This window comes from Polaribacter litoreus, from assembly GCF_054584775.1.
On record NZ_JBTLRD010000004.1, the window covers coordinates 48,089 to 62,002 of the forward strand.

The following is a 13,914-nucleotide window of genomic DNA, read 5'->3' on the forward strand; positions in this document are numbered from 1 at the left end:
ATGAAAAAAGACATACTACTTATAATTCTTATTGTATTGTTAAACAGTTGTCAAAACTTTGGTCAGCTTAAAATAGTTGCAGATCTATCAAAAAACTTAAAAGAAGTTTCTGGTAATGAATTTCTAAAAAGTACCAATTCTATTTGGATGATAAATGATGGTGGTAACAAATCTAATCTTTATGAGGTTTCTAAAAAGAAAGGAAAAATAAAACGAGTTATAGATATTGATGCTAAAAATAAAGATTGGGAAGATATTACCTCTGATGATGAAGGGAATTTGTATATAGGTGATTTTGGAAACAATGATAATGATAGAAAGAATTTAAGAATTTTAAAGATTAAGAAAAAAGATTTAGATGAGAAGGATGCAGATATTAAAACAATTAAATTCGAATACGAAAACCAAGAAGAGTTTCCGCCCAAAAAAGACCAACGTTTTTTTGATGCAGAAGCTTTTTTTTACCTCAATAAAAACTTTTACATTTTTACAAAAAGTAGGGTAGATGATCAATATGGTAAAACATTTCTATATCGAGTACCAGCATCAACCAAAGGAAAACATAAAGCAAAACTAATTGGAAGTTTTAATAATTGTAACCAAAACGATTGTTGGTTTACAGCCGCAGATATTTCTAACAATAAGAAAAAGGTAGCTTTATTGTCTCAAAAAAATATTATTATTTTTTCTGATTTTAAAGGTGATAATTTCTTTTCGGGTAAAGTAGAGAAAATTAAGTTAAAGCATATATCTCAAAAAGAAGGGATTTGCTTTAAAAATAACAGAACACTTTATATTACTGATGAAAAAGATGGTGGAGATGGTTGTAATTTGTATGAATTAAAGATTGATTAATTTAACCAACAACAATCCCCATCCAATAATTAAAAACAAACCACCTAAAGGAGTAATTGGTCCTAAAAATTTTAACTTTTTATTATTGGCAGCTGATAATACTAAACCATAAATAGAAAAAGAAAACAGAATAATACCAATAATAAAAGCATAAATAACATATGCATTTATAGATACTGGCGTCGTAAGTTCAAAACCTAAAACAAGTAATACAATTGCATGATACATTTGATATTTAACACCAGTTTCAAAACTTTGAAGTTGGTCGTTGGTTAATTTTTTCTTTAATATGTGTGCTCCAAACGCACCAAAGATTACAGATAATAACCCAAAAACTGTTCCTGAAATTAATGCTAATTGACTCATATATTTTTATTAAAAATCGAAACCTAAACTAAATTCAAATCGGCCTCTATCTACACTGTTAAAATAACCAACACTACCTACAAACATATTTGCTGCATTAAAAAATAAACCAGCGCCATAAGAGGTTTTAAAAGCAGAAGATTCACCAGATGGAATTAAGTTTTTTGGAGTACCCCAAACTTTACCATAATCGAAACCAGTATACAAGCCAATGTTAAGGGGTAATAATTCTGTTCTTACTTTTCTTATATTCCATCTTAAATCTGTGGTTTGATAAAAAGCATTTTTGCCAATAAAACGCTCATTTCTAAAGCCACGTAAACCTTCATTACCCCCTATATTAGCTGCTTGGTAAAATTCAAATTCATCACCAAAAATAAAATGCGTTTTTACTTTAGATGCCAATACTAACTTGCCATTAGGTATTAATTTATGACTAATTCCTAATGAGGTAAGGCTAAAGCCAAAATTTCTATTTTCGTTTAAATTAAAGGTATATCCTAATTTAACAGCAAATTCTAGAGCTAAAGTTGGAAAAGTTTCATTGTCTGAATGTTTGTAATAGTATTCGGTTTCAGCAGTTAAAAATTGTTGTTCGGCAAAAAGTGCACTGTTTGGGGCAAATTGCGGAGTATCTAAAATCCGTCCAGTTGTTCTTTCTACATCAAAACTTTCAAAATTAAAACCAGCTTTTATTTTTGCACCCAAATGTCCTCTCCATTTTAAGTAGGTTCCTAGATTATATTTTTGAATTCTTACTCGGTTAAAATCTTTATTTTCATCATCTTTTTGCGCCTCCGGATTTGTGCTACTATTGCCAAAGCCAAAAAAATTTCTTGCAAAATTAGGACTGTTATAATTGGCTTCTATAGCAAAGTTCCACTTGTTGATAAAGTTTGCAAACTCACCTGAATAATTTAATTCGTAACCACCAGTGGCAAAATAATAGAACCCTGCAAAAATGTGTTTTGCAGTAAAAGGATTTCTCTCAAAACCGTTAACTATGGTGGCACTTTTTAACCCTAGTTTTATGCCATCATCTGGGTTATAACCTATGGCAGGAGATAGTGTTTTTGAGCTACTTTTAAGTTTTGTGTAATCGTATGTGTTGGTGTCGTAATCGTCAGTTAATTTTTTATTTACGTTTTGATTTTTCTTGAATTTATTTTTCTTTTTCTTTTGGTCAAAGATCTTTAGGTTTCTATTATTTTCTATGTTATAACTATCTTTGTCTAAGCCACCAATAATTTTTACTTCAATATGTTTTTTATTGTTTTTACCACTTACATGAAATTTATCTTCGTCATCTAAACCATAAATCCAGATTTCTTTGGTAGTGTTAGCATCAAAAATTCTATCTAAAACAATATCCGATTTTTCGCCATCCTTTATTCGGTAAATGATAATGTGAGTGTTACCATTATTAAGGCGTTTAATTTCAAAATAATCATCTTTATGAGTACCCATTACCACTTGAAAACTATTTAAATAGGTGTAATATTTATCCGAAATTTTTTGTAAATTTTTTCTTCTACCTTTAAGTTTTCTTTTAATTTCATCAACAGTTTGGTCTTGAAGTTCTTTTGGAATTTTATTGAGAGCATTGTCTATAACTTCATCAGTAATTTGATTTTGAATTATTTGAACTTGCTTGTCCCATACTTTTTTATCAGATTTGGTAATAAGCATCATATCTAAAGGATAAGCTGAATAGCTGAACCATCTTGGTGCTTTTAAATCTTTGTTGTAAGATCTCATACCCTTTAAGGCAGGTAAGGCATTGGTTAAAAAGCCTAGTAGAAAACCATCACCAAAAATAGAAAAAGCTTGGTCTCTATCTCTTGGTACAGGTCTGTAAATTACTTGGTCGTCTTGTTCAATTTCTGCCCATCTCCATTGGTCTTGGTGTCTATCCCAATCACCAATTAACATATCAAAAAGTCTAGCTCTAATATAGCGAGGTTCGTCTAAAACATACTTTTCATCCTTAGCTAAATTTTTTCTTAAATCATCTGTACTTATTAAATTATTAGAGTATCCAAAGTTTTTTTTGTCTCCATGACCTTCGTCTGTCCGTTCTTCAATCATGTACAATTCATCACCATAATCTTCATTAAATTCTTCTAAAGTTTTTTGTTTAGGTACAAAATATAATACAGGTTTTGTATGATAAATATCTATGGCTTCTGCCAATTTATCAATAGTAAAAGGTGCATATGGATGCGAGCCTGTAAATACATCCATTAGTAGTTCTTGTGTTAAAGATTCTTGAAATTGCCCTTCTACATATTGATCTTTAAATACCACAGTTTGTAAATACTGAACAGCGTTTTTTCTTAAAGCGCGCATTACATATTCTCTACCTTGTTTATCTACTAATCGTAAAGATTTAGATTGATGACCACCACCTCTTCTAACAGGGGTTAACCCGCCAAATAAGGTATCTAAACCAACAGTTGGCGCAGTTACTTTTTTACCAAAATATTTTCGATACCTATCTCCCCAAATAAACTTGTAAAAATTACTTTTTTCCACCTCTTCTTTGCTGTAAACAGAAGCTTCTTTTTCTTGTAGCTTTGTATTTGGGAATTTGGTTAATTTAAATTCGTTTTCGGGGCGAAAAACATTGGCTTCAAAAACTATTTTTTTGTCTTTTACAGTATAGTAATGTACTGTAGTTTCACCGTTTTTATAAATATCAAGTCTAGCAAAACCCTGTGTACCATAACCAAAAATTCCTCCATTTACATTTTTAACGGCAGAGTTTTTAGATCCAGAACCACTTACAATTTGTGGTATATTATCTTTTATAATATACTGCAAACTGTGCTCGTGGCCAGAAACAAAAAGCACTCTTTCATTTGCTTGGGCAATGGTTATAATTCGTCTTCTAAGTTCGTTGTATTTTTCGTTTTGTTGATCTGTATTGGTAGCACCCGAGGTTTTTCTTAAAATATTTAAAGCAGATCCTAACAAAGGAGTTGGTTTTATATGACTTTTAAAAGAATAATAACCTCCATGAGGGCCGTTTGTAAACATAGGATGATGCAAAGCAATAAGTGTTGTTTTACCTTGCGATTTTTTTATCATTCCTTCAAATTCATCGAAGAATTTTTGTCTAGTTTTAATTTCGCATTTATCGTTTATGGTGGGGTGCTTGTTCCAATTGGTTACAAACCAATGTGTATCTACAACGATTACATTAATTTCGTCATTGATTTCTATTTTTTCTAAAGGACAGCCACTCTCTGGTTGAAATCTGTTTTTACCTAAGGCATCTTCAACTAATTCTTCTTGTCTTTTTAAGCCATCTAAACCACTGTACCAATCGTGATTTCCTGGAATAAAAATAGTGTTACCAGCAAATTTTTTACCAATATCGTACTGCACTGCCAATCTGTGTTTGGCTAAATTGTATTTTTTTCTTTTTTTCTTTTTTTTCTTTTTCACTTTTTTAGGAATTCCTTTTTCATAAACATTATCACCCAAAAAAATTAAAGTTGAATTTTCATTCGCTTTTTCTATTTCTTTTTCAAGATATGCTAAAGCAGGATCTTGTTCTTTTCGTTTAGAGTTTCCAGCATCTCCAATTAAATAAAACGTGTGCAGAACTTCTGAGTTTGGCTTTTTGTAAGTATGATTTTCTACAACTTGCATTTGGGTAGTAGCACAACTATATGCTAAGATTGCAAAGCATATTAATAAAAAGGATTTTAAAACTTTCATAGCTGTAAAATTAATTATTTATAAATTGTTTCAATTGATCTTTAGTGTCAATATCAACAAGATTTGTATTTTTTTTTGGTGATAAAATTGAGAGTTGATTGCTGTTTAAAAATACTTTTGCCCCTTTGTCTCCCTTAATTTGTAGTAAACTATCAAAATAAATAGATGGTATTAATGCAGGAACACCATAAGTGTTTTGGTATTTTGAAGCTATAATTTTAGTAGGATTCTGTTCAAAAATTACAATCATTTCTTTTAAATAAGAGAGTTCAATTGCTGGTTGATCTGCCAATAAAATTAGAATGTTTTTTAGTTTTAAATGTTCTTTAGTTATGGTTTGTACCCCTTTAATGATACTTGAACTCAATCCCTTTTCAAAATTTTTATTAATGATGATGTGTATTCCATTAAAATTTATTTGGCTTTTTATTTTATCGGCATTTGCACCTAAAATACAAAAGGTATTATTTGGAGCAATTTGTTTTGCTTTATCTAGGGTAATTTCCAGCAGTGTTTTATCATTAATTTTAGTAAGCTGTTTAATGCTTTTCATTCTAGATGATTTACCAGCAGCCAAAACTAAAACAGCAATTGTATCCATTTATGAAGTGTGAATTTTACCGTTAATTTTTCGGAGGTAAAAAGGCTCTTTTTTTCTGATAACAGATAATATTTCAGCTACAATAGATACCGCAATTTCCTCTGGAGTTTGGGCACCAATATGCAAACCAGCAGGTGTATATATGGCTTCTAAAAAATCATCTGAAATTTCTGGCACAAGTTCTAGAAGTTCATTAAATAAACGTTCTCTACGTTTTGGAGCTCCTAAAATACCAATGTATTTTGGTTGATGTTTAGATAATTTAATTACATATTTTAAGTCTTGTACATAACTATGATTCATAATTACAATAGCGGTATTTTTCTCAATATCAGAAAATTGAATCGTTTCAGGGCTTTCACCTACAACAACGTTTGCGCCAGGGAAATCTGTTATTTGTTTGCTGTCTTTTACAGATGTAATTACATCTACTTCCCAACCCAAACTTGCCCCAGTTTTACAGAGTTTTACAGCATCGTGTTCACCACCAATAATGATCAATTTAAATGCAGGTTGTAGCGTTTGTGTAAATATATCTGTTTTTGGTTCAGGTCTAAAATCATCAGAAAATGAAAACTGATTGTTATTTTTAAAAGTAACTAAAGAGCCAAAATTACCGTAAGCTTCATCTTGTTTTGCAAAGTAGCTTTCTATAACAAGTTGTTCTCTTTTTTTTAATGCATTTGTAAAAGCAGTAAAAAAGTTATTTGTAACCCAAAAAGGTTCTATTAAAATGTACAAAATACCTTCGCATCCTAACCTATATCTGCCATCATAAGTGATTATTTTTGGTTTTTCATCAGTAAAAACAGAGGCGCTTCTTCTAACAATTTCTTTTTCAACACAACCCCCAGATACTGCACCAACAAAAGTTTGGTTTTCTGAAATTAACATTCTAACGCCCGGTTTTCTGTAGGACGAACCTACTAAATGCACCACAGAGGCCAATACATTTTTCAATCCTTTTTGTTGATTGATGATAGCATGATTGATAATTTCTTTGAGTTCGTGAATCAAAATTTATGAGAGTTTTAATGGCATTTCTGTTAATCGTTTTCCTGTTAATCGTCTTACAGCATTACCAATAGCAGCTGCAATTGGCCCTAAAGGAGGTTCACCAACTGGTAAAGGTTTATCAACTCCTTGTACTAAAAAAACATCAATTTCTTTAGGAGCATGTTTTATCATGGCCATTTCGTAAGGCCCGAAAATGGTGGGTTGCAATTGACCATCATCTATATACATTTTTTCATGCATAGCAGCACTCATTGCCATAATCATTGCACCTTCACATTGTGCTTTTACTTGATCTGGATTTACTGCAATTCCACAATCCATAACACAAGTTACTTTGTGAACTTTTATTTCGTTGTTTATTATTGAAACTTCAACTACTTGTGCACAAGGAGTTCCTGTATCTGTAGAACAAGCAAAACCCATAGCTTTTCCATGAGTAACTTCATCAGAATAATTAGATGCTTTTTGTGCTTTTTTGATGACATTTTTTAAACGAATGCCTTCTTCATTATCTGTAATTTGTGCTAAACGCAATTCAATTGGGTTTTTATTTGCTTTTAAAGCCAACTCATCCACAAAACTTTCAATCGCAAAAGTATTGGCTAACAAACCTAAACTACGCCACCAACTTGTAGCAAAAGGTAACGTTTTATGCCATTGAATAGCACGAATATTTTCAATTCCAGAATAATGAATACTTCCACCACGTATTGCACCAAAATCGGCTCCTAAAACTTTGTTGGCAATGTCTGGTAATAAAACGGAATCAATAGCAACATTACCGCTTGCAAAATGATGTTCTAAATTGGCAATTAAACCTTCTTTATTTAATTTTCCTTTCATGATATGATGTGTTGGTGGACGAAACATATCGTTTTGAAATTCTTCTTTTCTAGTGAAAAAGTATTTTACAGGTTGCCCAACTGCTTTCGACATTTGAACTGCTTGTATTGCGTGACTTGTATTTAACCTTCTACCAAAACCACCACCCAAATATGTAGGGATAATGTTGATGTTTTTCTTATCAATATCTAACGCTTTTGCAATTTGATTTTGAGTAATACCAATGACTTGAGTGGATAAAATTACGGTAACTTTACCATTTTTATAAGAAGCAACAGCTCCATTTGGTTCCATTTGTGCATGAGCACCTAAAGGACTTTTAAATTCTAATTCAATTACATCTTTATCATCATTTTCTAAATGGTTTCCTTCTTTTTGAACCAGCATCTCATCACCACTTCCCACAGAAATTAGCGTTCTTATATCCTTTTCTGTCCATTTTTTAGGGATGTTCCATTCAACATTAATTTCTGTTTTTGCGGCTAAAGCTTGTGGATATGTTTTAGCAATGATGCCAACCCAATCATCCATTTGTACCACTTTTACAACACCTGGCATTTGTTCGGCTTTACCCAAATGTGCACTTTTAAAAGTTGCGCCAATATGTTGTGGACGAATTACAACTGCATGTAACATGTTTTCCATTTCTGCATCCATTCCAAAAATAGAATCTCCAAAAACTTTTGTTTTTAAATCGATTCTTGCAACAGGTTTACCAACTAATTTATAGTCTTTAATTGGCTTTAATTCTGGAGTATTAGGAATTTCCCATTCAGAAACATCTTTTACAGCATCAGCATAGGTTATTTGCTGATTATTGGTAGAAACAATTCCGTCTTTTGTAACTAAATTTTCAATAGGAATATTTAGTTTTTTGGATGCTTCCATTTTAATCATTTGACGCATTGTAGCAGCCATTTCACGCAAAGGCATCCAAAGAGAAGCTACAGAAAGGCTTCCTCCAGTTCCTAAACGATCTACAATTCCACTTGCTGTTGATGCTGCAATAACTTGTATTTGATTAATGTTAATATCTAATTCATCAGCAGCAATTTGAGCCAAACCAGTAAACGTTCCTTGACCCATTTCTACTTTTGGTGAATGCAGAATTACAGTATTATCTTCTGTGATTTCAAACCATAAATTAGGTGCTGTACCAGTTCCTGAATATGGCGAAACAAAAGAGTCTGCAAAATCAATTATTTGTCTGCGAATTGGGTTTCTAAAAACATAAGTTCCTACAGCTAAAACTCCTAAAGTTCCTAGACCCCCTCTAACTAAAAATTTTCTGCGTGATATATTTTTGCTCATCTTACATTTCAGTTTTTCTAGTTAATTCTGCAGCTCTGTGAATTGCTTTTCGCATTCTGTAATAGGTTGCGCATCTGCAAATATTTATAATATTTTTATCTATATCTTCATCTGTTGGTTTATTATTTTCTTTTAATAAGGCAGCAGTTGCCATTATAAAACCTGGTTGACAATAGCCGCATTGAGGTACAACTTCTTCAATCCAAGCTTGTTGTACAGGATGTGGATTTTTTTCATCGCCCAAGCCTTCAATTGTTGTTATGTTTTTTCCTTCTGCAAATTTCACAGCATAAGAGCAAGAACGAACAGCAACATCATCTATATGTAAAGTACAGGCTCCACAAGCAGCTTTACCACAACCAAATTTTGTGCCTTTTAAATCCAATACATCTCTAACCACCCATAAAAGAGGAGTGTTTTCATCCTCTATATCAACAGAAACTTCTTTACTATTTATTTTAAATGATATTTTCATGTTTGTTTTTTAAAGGATTAATCTTCAGGTATTATTGCTCCATCAGCAATCCATTCTTTGACAACTTTTTTAAATTCTTCTTCAGAAATTGGCGGTTTTTCTCTTTTATTTCCTGATGCATCAACTCCAGGATTCCATGCCCATAAAACGAGTTCATCTTCTGTTAAATGTTTTTCAACACCTTTTAAATCCTTTCCTCCGTTTTTTGTTTTGTCTAAAATTACTGCTGCAATTTCTTTTCTAGTTAAACCTTTCCAAGCCATAGTTTGTGGAGCCAAACCCCAATGTGGAGCTCCAGGAACTCCTGAATAATTATTGTTTTCTGTTTGATGACAAGTTGTACATTTTGTAGCTTCAAAACCTTGGTCCTTTGTGCCACCTTCCATCCCAAAATAATGAGGATGACTGTCAATTCCTTGTTTAGGAATATTGTCACTTGGATGACAATTCATACATCTTGGGTGCATTAAAACATCCATTATTTTATTAAAATTAGCTTTATTTTTTGTTGCATTTATCGCTTTTTTATCCAAAGAAACATATGTTGAAGATGATTTTGAATAGTTAGAAGCTAATAGAATTCCGCCTAACAGCAGAAAAGGAATAACATAGTTTAATTTTCTCATATCACTTTAATTTAGCTAAAGTTACTATAATTTCTTGTAAAAAAAGGATACGAATATTATTTTTAGCTTATGAAAATAATGATTTAAGATAATTTAGAGACAGAAAAAATCAATTTTAATTTCATTAAAATACTTCATTATAACTTTAGAAAATGTACTTTTTTTACTGTGGATGCAAGTAGGTTTACTCAACTTTATCAACATTAACGAATGCTTTAAAAACGGTTTTAAGATAATGTTTATTAACAACCACTAAAACTGTTTTTATCAATTCCATTGTAATTGTTTTCTTTCTTTCCAATAAAAATCTGAAGTAACCCTGTACGATTTTAGTTGTTCAATTTCATCTTTTGTCAATAAAAAAGATGTTGCTTTTAAATTTTCTTCTAATTGCTTGCTGCTACTTGCTCCGCTTAACACTGTGCTTTCAGGAATAGTTTGTAAACAATATTTTAGAGCAATTGCATCTACGCCAACATTGTATGTTGTTGCTAATTGTTCTAAAAATGAATACATTTTATTGTAATGAGGGTAGCCTGAGTTTCTAAAAATTCGGCCATTTGCTAATGACTCTTTAATAACTATGGTTTTGTTTTTATGTATTAATTCATCAGTAATGGTAAGCAAACTTTGCTCTAAAAAGTTATAAGTAATTTGAAAAACATCGAATAAAGGAGAATTGTCAACGATAACCTCTAATGCTTTTTTGATTACTTCTACCTGATTTACACCCGAAGTTGTAATGCCAATTTTTAAATTGTGCTCTTTTTTTAAAACAGCTAACTGCTCCAAAACAGCTTTGTTTTCTAAAACTCCGGTTTCTAAAGTGGCAGAATGAATTTGGTATACTTTTAAATAAGGCAAAAGTTGTTTAGAGAATTGCCATTGTTCCTTTAGTTTCGCTAAACTATGTTCTTTAACTTCGTGAATTTTTGCATTCGGATCAAAGTTTGCGGTGTAAGTATATCCCCATTTTGTGGCAACTTTAATAGAAGAGTTATTTTTTGTTTGCAGCCATTCCAACACCAATTCTTCTGCCAAACCATATCCAGGAGCAGTATCAAAATAACGAACTCCAGAATTGTATGCATCTTCTAAAACTTGAAAACTTTCTTTTTTAAAGGTTTCCAAATCAGAATTATCAGAATTTTTTACACGAATATTGATGTATTGCGGTCTTCCTAAAGCTGCTGTTCCTAAGCCTATTTTCATATTTTTATTTTTTTTAAATGTCATTTTTAAGCTTTTAACTATTGAAGATTTCTCCACAAGGTCGAAATGACAAACTGATTTATTTTTTAAGAACTACAAGATAACATAGAGCAACCCACTTTATGTCTTGCCCATTCAGGACGTTTTGCAAACCATTTTTTATGTTCAGGCTGCTCTGCATATGGTTTTTTTAAAAGTTGATAAAGTTCATCAATTAAAGAATAATCACCTTCATCTGCTGCATCAATAGCCAATTGTGCCATATAATTTCTAAGCACGTACTTTGGGTTTACAGCATCCATTTTTTGCTTTCTTTCTTCGGAAGAGATTAATTCTTTTTTTAATCTATTTTCATAAAATTCAAACCAATTAATCCATCTTATTTTTACTTCATCAGAAAGGTTTTTTAAATTGTAAAAAGCATGTTCTATCAAAAGAAAACTAGTTTTTACATCAGAAAAATCACTCAATAATCGAAAGAAAATAGTCATGTCTGTTTCTACTAGTTGTAAATTGTCTTCTAAGGTTTGAATTAAGTTTAAATCGTCTTTATCTTCAGCAAATAAACCCAATTTATTTTTCATCATTGCTAAAGATTTTGTCTCAAAATCTACTTTGTATTGATTTAAAACGTTTTCTAAAGGTTTTGCTTCGCCAATTAAAGGATACAACGCATTTGCGAGCTGATATAAATTCCAAAGCCCAATATTAGGTTGATTTCCATATCTGTAGCGTTTGTTTTGTTTGTCTGTTGTATTTGGTGTCCAGCCAAAATCGAAACCTTCTAGCCATCCATAAGGTCCATAATCTATAGTTAAGCCTAAAATAGACATGTTGTCTGTGTTCATAACTCCGTGCACAAAACCCACTCTTTGCCAATGTATAATCATGTCTAAAGTGCGTTCTGAAACTGCTTTAAAAAATTGGATGTAAGTTTCTTTTGATGGTTTTCCTAAATAACTGAAATGATGCTTGATACAATAATCTGTTAAGTTTTTTAAATTTTTGATATCTTTTCGTGCCGCAAAAATTTCGAAATTACCAAATCGTAAAAAAGAAGGAGAAACACGAGAAACAATGGCACCTTTTTCGTAAGCAGGATTTCCATTATACAAAATATCACGCAAAACATCATCACCAGATAAACTTAAGGATAAAGATCTTGTGGTTGGCACACCCAAATGAAACATGGCTTCAGCACATAGATATTCTCTAATAGATGAGCGTAGAACAGCCAACCCATCTGCAGTTCTAGAATATGGAGTTTCGCCTGCGCCTTTTAATTGTACTTTCCAGTTTTTAGAATTGTGTTCAATTTCAAATAAGTTGATGGCTCTTCCATCACCTAATTGTCCTGCCCAATTGCCAAACTGATGACCTCCATAACACATGGCATAAGGTTTTGTATTAGGATATACGTTGTTACCTGTAACAATATCTCTGAAGAATTCTGATTGTAAATCTTCTGCTAAAATGCCTAATTCAGTGGCCATTTCTGGTGATGTATGAATAACTTTTGGAGCTTTGGTTGTTTTTGGATTTACATACGAGAAAACAGCACCTGTAACTTGTCTTCTTGAGTTTTCAAGATTTGAATCTGCAGGTAATTCTGTTGTAAATGTATTTTTGATGTTTAGTATCATACTAATTTATCAGCGTGTAATTTTCTTAATTTAGCTAGTTTAGGCTCAATTACATAGCTACAATAACCTTGTTGTGTATTTTCTCTATAATAATTTTGATGTTCTTGTTCAGCCACATAGAAAATTGGCAATGGACTAATTTCGGTAACAATTTTATCATCAAAATAAGGTTGAATTTGCTTTAAAAATTCTTCAGAAATTTGTTTTTGATGTTCATTATGATAAAAAATTACGGAACGATATTGTGTTCCTCTATCTGCACCTTGTCTGTTTAATGTTGTAGGATCGTGAGTTGTCATAAAAATCACTAAAATTTCTTCAAACGAAATGATGCTGGCATCAAAAGTAATTTGAATTACTTCTGCATGGCCTGTTAAACCAGATGTGATTTCTCTATAGGTTGGTTTTCCTGGAACATTACCTCCTGCATAGCCAGAAACTACTTTTTTAATACCTTTAACTTCTTGAAAAACAGCTTCTGTGCACCAAAAACAGCCTCCTCCTATTGTGGTTGTTTGTAAATTTTTACTCATTTTATAGTAGATATATTTTAATATCTAAAGTCGTGATAATCTTTGTTAGATTACATTTAATGTATAGCAAATACATATTGCTATTAACTATTATTTATACTTTTTAATATTGCGATCCATTATGTTTACCAACTTCAAAACCGTGTTTTGCTAAATATAGATTTCCGCTATCAATAGCATCTTCTTCTAAGTTAGTTCCCATAGAATCATTCCATCTATTTAAATAACCAAATAGAGAAATTACCCCCAGCATTTCTACAATTTCCCCCTCATTCCAGTATTTGTAAAGTTCTTTTTTTATTTCTGCATTTACAGCATTAGGTATCATAGAAGCTGCCAAAGAAAAATCTAGAGCAGCTCGTTCTGCATCAGAAAAAGCAGGGTGTGTTTTATATTCCCAGATATTATTTAATTGCTCTTGTTCTGCTCCATAACGTTCTGCAGCTCTAATAGCGTGTGCTTGGCAATATCTACATCCAGTTGCGTTACTGGAAACCCAGGCAATCATTCTTTTTAATGCAGAAGTAACTCTACCTTCATTAGCCATAACTGCTTTATTTAAATTGATAAATGCCTTAGAAATAGCTGGTCTTCTTTGCATGGTTAAAACAGAATTAGGACAAAAACCAAGAGTTTCATTAAAAAACTCTGCCAATTTTTTGGTTTCCAAATCGTGTTCTGCTTCTAGAGGTTCTACTAATGCCAT

12 protein-coding genes are annotated in these 13,914 nt (G+C 31.7%); 1 reads left to right on the forward strand and 11 read right to left on the reverse strand.

Going from position 1 to position 13,914, the window contains the following annotated elements; all coding sequences use genetic code 11:
• On the forward strand, positions 1-855 hold the full coding sequence (locus ACW9UN_RS04075; RefSeq protein ID WP_459484123.1) for a YjiK family protein: 855 nt from the start codon (positions 1-3) through the stop codon (positions 853-855).
• On the opposite strand, the gene ACW9UN_RS04080 is transcribed toward ACW9UN_RS04075, so the two are convergent.
• The 11 genes from ACW9UN_RS04080 to ACW9UN_RS04130 form a co-directional block, all read right to left on the reverse strand.
• Complete coding sequence (locus ACW9UN_RS04080; protein ID WP_459484125.1) at positions 841-1,221, reverse strand: DUF423 domain-containing protein; 381 nt, start codon at positions 1,219-1,221, stop codon at positions 841-843. The two genes, ACW9UN_RS04075 and ACW9UN_RS04080, sit on opposite strands and share 15 nt — an antisense overlap.
• A 9-nt stretch (positions 1,222-1,230) precedes the next feature.
• Positions 1,231-4,947 (reverse strand): metallophosphoesterase, encoded by a 3,717-nt coding sequence (locus tag ACW9UN_RS04085; protein WP_459484126.1) that lies wholly within the window; start codon positions 4,945-4,947, stop codon positions 1,231-1,233.
• 10 nt (positions 4,948-4,957) lie between these two features.
• Entirely contained in the window at positions 4,958-5,548 is a 591-nt protein-coding gene (locus ACW9UN_RS04090) for a nucleotidyltransferase family protein (protein ID WP_459484129.1), read from the reverse strand.
• A complete protein-coding gene (locus ACW9UN_RS04095) occupies positions 5,549-6,565 on the reverse strand; it encodes an XdhC family protein (RefSeq protein WP_459484131.1) in 1,017 nt (338 codons plus the stop codon).
• 3 nt (positions 6,566-6,568) lie between these two features.
• Entirely contained in the window at positions 6,569-8,719 is a 2,151-nt protein-coding gene (locus tag ACW9UN_RS04100; protein WP_459484133.1) for a xanthine dehydrogenase family protein molybdopterin-binding subunit, read from the reverse strand.
• A gap of 1 nt (position 8,720) precedes the next feature.
• Entirely contained in the window at positions 8,721-9,194 is a 474-nt protein-coding gene (locus ACW9UN_RS04105) for a (2Fe-2S)-binding protein (protein WP_459484135.1), read from the reverse strand.
• Positions 9,195-9,211: 17 nt separating this feature from the next.
• Positions 9,212-9,820, reverse strand: coding sequence for a hypothetical protein (locus ACW9UN_RS04110; protein WP_459484136.1), 609 nt, complete (start codon positions 9,818-9,820; stop codon positions 9,212-9,214).
• A 267-nt stretch (positions 9,821-10,087) separates the two neighbouring features.
• Entirely contained in the window at positions 10,088-11,056 is a 969-nt protein-coding gene (locus ACW9UN_RS04115; RefSeq protein ID WP_459484138.1) for an aldo/keto reductase, read from the reverse strand.
• 62 nt (positions 11,057-11,118) lie between these two features.
• On the reverse strand, positions 11,119-12,675 hold the full coding sequence (locus ACW9UN_RS04120; protein ID WP_459484140.1) for a protein adenylyltransferase SelO: 1,557 nt from the start codon (positions 12,673-12,675) through the stop codon (positions 11,119-11,121).
• Positions 12,672-13,208, reverse strand: coding sequence for a peptide-methionine (S)-S-oxide reductase MsrA (msrA, locus tag ACW9UN_RS04125; protein ID WP_459484142.1), 537 nt, complete (start codon positions 13,206-13,208; stop codon positions 12,672-12,674). The genes ACW9UN_RS04120 and msrA overlap by 4 nt, the downstream gene beginning before the upstream one ends.
• A gap of 103 nt (positions 13,209-13,311) precedes the next feature.
• Positions 13,312-13,914 carry a carboxymuconolactone decarboxylase family protein gene (locus tag ACW9UN_RS04130; RefSeq protein ID WP_459484143.1) on the reverse strand — a complete coding sequence of 201 codons (603 nt, stop codon included), beginning with the start codon at positions 13,912-13,914 and terminating at the stop codon, positions 13,312-13,314.

Excerpts from the sequence above, each read along its gene's own strand:
- ACW9UN_RS04075 (WP_459484123.1), top strand. The coding sequence starts at position 1 with ATGAAAAAAGACATACTACTTATAATTCTTATTGTATTGTTAAACAGT.
- ACW9UN_RS04080 (WP_459484125.1), bottom strand. The coding sequence starts at position 1,221 with ATGAGTCAATTAGCATTAATTTCAGGAACAGTTTTTGGGTTATTATCT.
- ACW9UN_RS04085 (WP_459484126.1), bottom strand. The coding sequence starts at position 4,947 with ATGAAAGTTTTAAAATCCTTTTTATTAATATGCTTTGCAATCTTAGCA.
- ACW9UN_RS04090 (WP_459484129.1), bottom strand. The coding sequence starts at position 5,548 with ATGGATACAATTGCTGTTTTAGTTTTGGCTGCTGGTAAATCATCTAGA.
- ACW9UN_RS04100 (WP_459484133.1), bottom strand. The coding sequence starts at position 8,719 with ATGAGCAAAAATATATCACGCAGAAAATTTTTAGTTAGAGGGGGTCTA.
- ACW9UN_RS04105 (WP_459484135.1), bottom strand. The coding sequence starts at position 9,194 with ATGAAAATATCATTTAAAATAAATAGTAAAGAAGTTTCTGTTGATATA.
- ACW9UN_RS04110 (WP_459484136.1), bottom strand. The coding sequence starts at position 9,820 with ATGAGAAAATTAAACTATGTTATTCCTTTTCTGCTGTTAGGCGGAATT.
- ACW9UN_RS04115 (WP_459484138.1), bottom strand. The coding sequence starts at position 11,056 with ATGACATTTAAAAAAAATAAAAATATGAAAATAGGCTTAGGAACAGCA.
- ACW9UN_RS04120 (WP_459484140.1), bottom strand. The coding sequence starts at position 12,675 with ATGATACTAAACATCAAAAATACATTTACAACAGAATTACCTGCAGAT.
- msrA (WP_459484142.1), bottom strand. The coding sequence starts at position 13,208 with ATGAGTAAAAATTTACAAACAACCACAATAGGAGGAGGCTGTTTTTGG.
- ACW9UN_RS04130 (WP_459484143.1), bottom strand. The coding sequence starts at position 13,914 with ATGGCATTAGTAGAACCTCTAGAAGCAGAACACGATTTGGAAACCAAA.